General features: G+C 68.9%; 4 protein-coding genes. 1 reads left to right on the top strand and 3 read right to left on the bottom strand.

Annotation, left to right across the window (positions count from 1 at the left end):
- The 3 genes from ACOJSN_RS21665 to ACOJSN_RS21675 form a co-directional block, all read right to left on the bottom strand.
- Positions 1-247: hypothetical protein (locus ACOJSN_RS21665; RefSeq protein ID WP_420114558.1), on the bottom strand; the 247-nt coding region annotated here is incomplete at its 3' end.
- A gap of 40 nt (positions 248-287) precedes the next feature.
- Positions 288-1,430 carry a GDSL-type esterase/lipase family protein gene (locus ACOJSN_RS21670; RefSeq protein WP_420114559.1) on the bottom strand — a complete coding sequence of 381 codons (1,143 nt, stop codon included), beginning with the start codon at positions 1,428-1,430 and terminating at the stop codon, positions 288-290.
- Positions 1,431-1,542: 112 nt separating this feature from the next.
- On the bottom strand, positions 1,543-2,121 hold the full coding sequence (locus ACOJSN_RS21675) for a hypothetical protein (protein WP_420114560.1): 579 nt from the start codon (positions 2,119-2,121) through the stop codon (positions 1,543-1,545).
- A gap of 76 nt (positions 2,122-2,197) precedes the next feature.
- On the opposite strand from ACOJSN_RS21675, the gene ACOJSN_RS21680 reads away from it, so the two are divergent.
- Entirely contained in the window at positions 2,198-2,956 is a 759-nt protein-coding gene (locus ACOJSN_RS21680; RefSeq protein WP_420114561.1) for a hypothetical protein, read from the top strand.
- Positions 2,957-3,339 lie beyond the last annotated feature (383 nt).

A 3,339-nucleotide genomic window follows, 5' to 3' on the forward strand; every position in this document is an offset into this window, starting at 1 on the left:
CCGACGGCGTGACGATCAGCAGCGGCACGGCCGAGGCGCGCGCGAGCTGGTCGTACATGCTCGCGACCTCCCCCGAGGAGTTCTCGACGATCAGGCCGATCGCGATGATCAGCGCGAACGTCACGCCGAGCCCGATGAGCATCCCGACGAGGACCCCGGAGACCGTGCGCAGCAGCTCTCCCACCGCGCCGATCGGGTACTCCTCCCAGTACGGCTCCTCGTCGCGGTCTGCGCTGCCCGATGTCATGCCGTGAACCTACACGGGGGCGTGCGGGCGTGGCCGCCGCTCAGGAGAACGGCCCGCCGGAGCCAGTGACCTGCGCGAGCACGCGCTCGGCGATGAGGGCGTGGGTCGCAGTGTCCGGGTGCAGGCCGTCCTCGAGCGGATGCTCGGCGGTGTCCGCCTCGCCGTAGAGGGAGAGCCCGTCGACCAGGTGCAGGTGCGGGTCCTCCCGCTCCTCGACCACCGCGGCGAGCGCCTCGCGGACGACCCGCAGCGTGAGCCGCCCCGCGGGGACATCCTCAGGGTCCCCGGTCGCCGCGTAGCGCAGTCGGCCCTCGGCGAGAGCCTCGGGGTCGATGCTCAGCGGCCCCGGGGTATCCTCGTGGATCGCGCAGTACAGCGGGGTGGCCAGCAGCAGCGGCACCGTCGGATGCCCGTCGCGGATCGTGTCGAGGAACCCGTGCACGGCGGGGACGAAGGCGCGCCGGCGCATGGCATCGGCGTTCACGAAGTTGATGCCGAACGCGAGGTTGATGACGTCCGCCGGGGCGTCCCGGATGACGCGCGCCATGAGCGGGTCGACCATGGCGGCGCCGCCCATGCCGAGGTTCACCAGCTCCGCCCCGGCCCCGCGGGCGACGAGGGACGGCCAAGTCCGCGCCGGGGAGGTCGCATTCGAGCCCTGGCTGATGGAGCTGCCGTGGTGCATCCAGCGTCGAGGGGCCGACGGGGCGGGGCTGACCGGGGCGTCGCTGCGGAGCTCCAGCAGCTCGAGTCCCTCGTTGTGCGGGAGCCACAGCTCGAGGCGCTTCTCCCCCGGTGGGAGGTCCTCGAGGCGGGTGAGGTGGTCGGGGCCTTCGGTCGTCGTGACCTCGCCGGTCGCGAGGTCCGTGACGACCGAGGTGCCGGCGGTGAGCGGGTCGCTCGCCACGAGCTCCCCGTCGACGACCAGGTCGATCGCGCCGCGGGGCCGGTCCACGCCGCGGAAGGTCACGTGGGTGGGGTGGGAGACCAGCTCGATCACGGTCGTGGTGGTGGTGAGGGCGAGGCGCACGCCCGCGGGCTGGCCCGCCATGGCGGCGAGCTGCCCGTCCCCGGTCTGCCGAGCGACACCGGCGGGGAGCCGGTCGGGCCGCTGCCCGCGGGGCGTGGGCTCGAGGCGTGCGGCGCCGCGCACGAGCTCGAGGGTGAGCGGGGTGGTGATCATCGAGGGCTCCTCTCGCGGTGCGTCCAGGATGCCAGGGGGGCGGTGGGGGCTGAACCCGGCCGGAGCCAACGAAGAGCGGCCGGGGCCATCGCCTGGTCCCGGACGCTCGCCGTCAGACCAGCTCGGCCTTGCCGATGATGTAGGACGGCACGGTGGTGTTCCCACCGATCTGCGTGTCGTAGCTGATGCTGCCGGTCACGGTGATCCACAGCTTGACCTCGTCGTCCTCGACGAACGGGTCGAGCACGGGACAGTCGGACACGCCGTCCCCGGCCACGCCCACGGAGTTGTGCTCGTAGTCGTACCACTCGCTCTGCTTCTCGTGCGAGATCGAGGCCAGGACCATGCACTGACCGGTCGCCGCGTCGAGCTGGGTGATCCGTCCGCAGACGATGATCTGCTCGCCGATGTGGTCGTCCGGCGCCTTGACGATCTGCGCAAGGGTGCGCTCGTCGACCTTCTCGTAGTCGTCGGTGTCCACAGCAGCGGGCTCTTCCGACGTGAGTGCCTCGGTGGTCTGGACGTCCGTGGGTTCGGTCGTGGTGGGAGCCTCCGTGGTCGTCGCGGGCTCGGTGGTCTCTTCCGCGACGGGATCCGCGCCTTCGGCTTCCTGCTCCGGCGCGCTCGGCTGGTCGGTAGTGGCGCCGATAAAAATAAGTGCGCCATCGGGGAGCACTGACCCCAAGGTCATCCATCACTCGCAGGCTGCCGCCGCGTGTCAGCCCCCGCACATAGCGTGAACGCGACGCCACTGAGAGGACAAGCCGATGGAGACGTTCATCAGCGCTACCAGCGCCCTGACGGCCGTGGTCGGGATCGCGATCGCCCTGCTCACCTACACGTCCGACGCCCGGCTCCATCGCCGCATCGCACGACTCCACGCGGCGCACACCATGATGGCCGCAGCCCCTAGCCCGGTCATTCACCGAGCGCTGCGAGGAAGCCTCGCCGAGCTCCAGGCGAGAGAGGCATTGCGGCCTCAGATCCGGACATACCGCTTCGGCGCGATCTCGTTCACCGTACTGCTGGCCGGTCTCACCGCGGAGTCCGTATGGTTCTCCACGGCCCGTGCGATGAACCTCGATATGAAGGTTCCCCTCACGTACACCGTTGTTTTCGTCGCCATAACAGGTGTCTTCGCATGCGCCACGGTCCTGGTGCTGACACTCAATCAGATTCTGTCGAACCGTAAAGACGGTCTCGCCAAGGCGTTCTACGCCGGCGAGGTACCCGATGAAGAGAACCTGGGCGACTTCGTGTCCAATCCGACGGTGCACGTCTCTTGGCGCCGTCCCGCAGCCCGTGCAGTCCTGACAGTGCTCGGAGTGATCACTGGAGGAACGGGTGTGGGACTCGTCGTCACAGCTCCCCAGACGGACCTCTGGCCAGCACTGGTGATCACCGGCACCTGGCTCGCGCTCTCCGGAGCTTGCATCGCCGCCATTTCCACCATCGCCATCGGCCGCACGGGCACGGCACTCGGGCACTCACACCCGACGCGGGGAGACTTCCTTGCCCGGGACTGAACGTCCTACGATCGCTAGAGAGTTGGAAGCGCAGCGTAAGCGGCGGCCGGTACGGCCTACCGTCGATGGTCGACGTCTTCGAGCTCGCCAGATGGAAAATAGCCGATCTCGCCGTGGAACCACCGATGGTCGAATCCATCACCGTGCTCACCGATCTCGAGCTTGTCGACGCATAGGCCACGGACCAGCCTGGCATCGGCGATCAACCCTAGGGGATCTCGCCGGCCCCTCCGGCCAGATCATCTCTGGGAGATGATCGCGGTCTCTGTATCCGAAGCAGGAGGAGCCACACGAAGGCGCCCAGCACGATCATCGACACCGCCATCACCAGCAGGACAGGGAGAGTCGGAGCGAGATCGAGGAAGGAGAAGAGCTCCACGACG

Origin of the sequence: Pseudactinotalea sp. (genome assembly GCF_048594945.1) — a bacterium.
Classification (GTDB): Bacteria; Actinomycetota; Actinomycetes; order Actinomycetales; family Beutenbergiaceae; genus Pseudactinotalea.

Excerpts from the sequence above, each read along its gene's own strand:
- ACOJSN_RS21670 (WP_420114559.1), bottom strand. The coding sequence starts at position 1,430 with ATGATCACCACCCCGCTCACCCTCGAGCTCGTGCGCGGCGCCGCACGC.
- ACOJSN_RS21680 (WP_420114561.1), top strand. The coding sequence starts at position 2,198 with ATGGAGACGTTCATCAGCGCTACCAGCGCCCTGACGGCCGTGGTCGGG.
- ACOJSN_RS21675 (WP_420114560.1), bottom strand. The coding sequence starts at position 2,121 with ATGACCTTGGGGTCAGTGCTCCCCGATGGCGCACTTATTTTTATCGGC.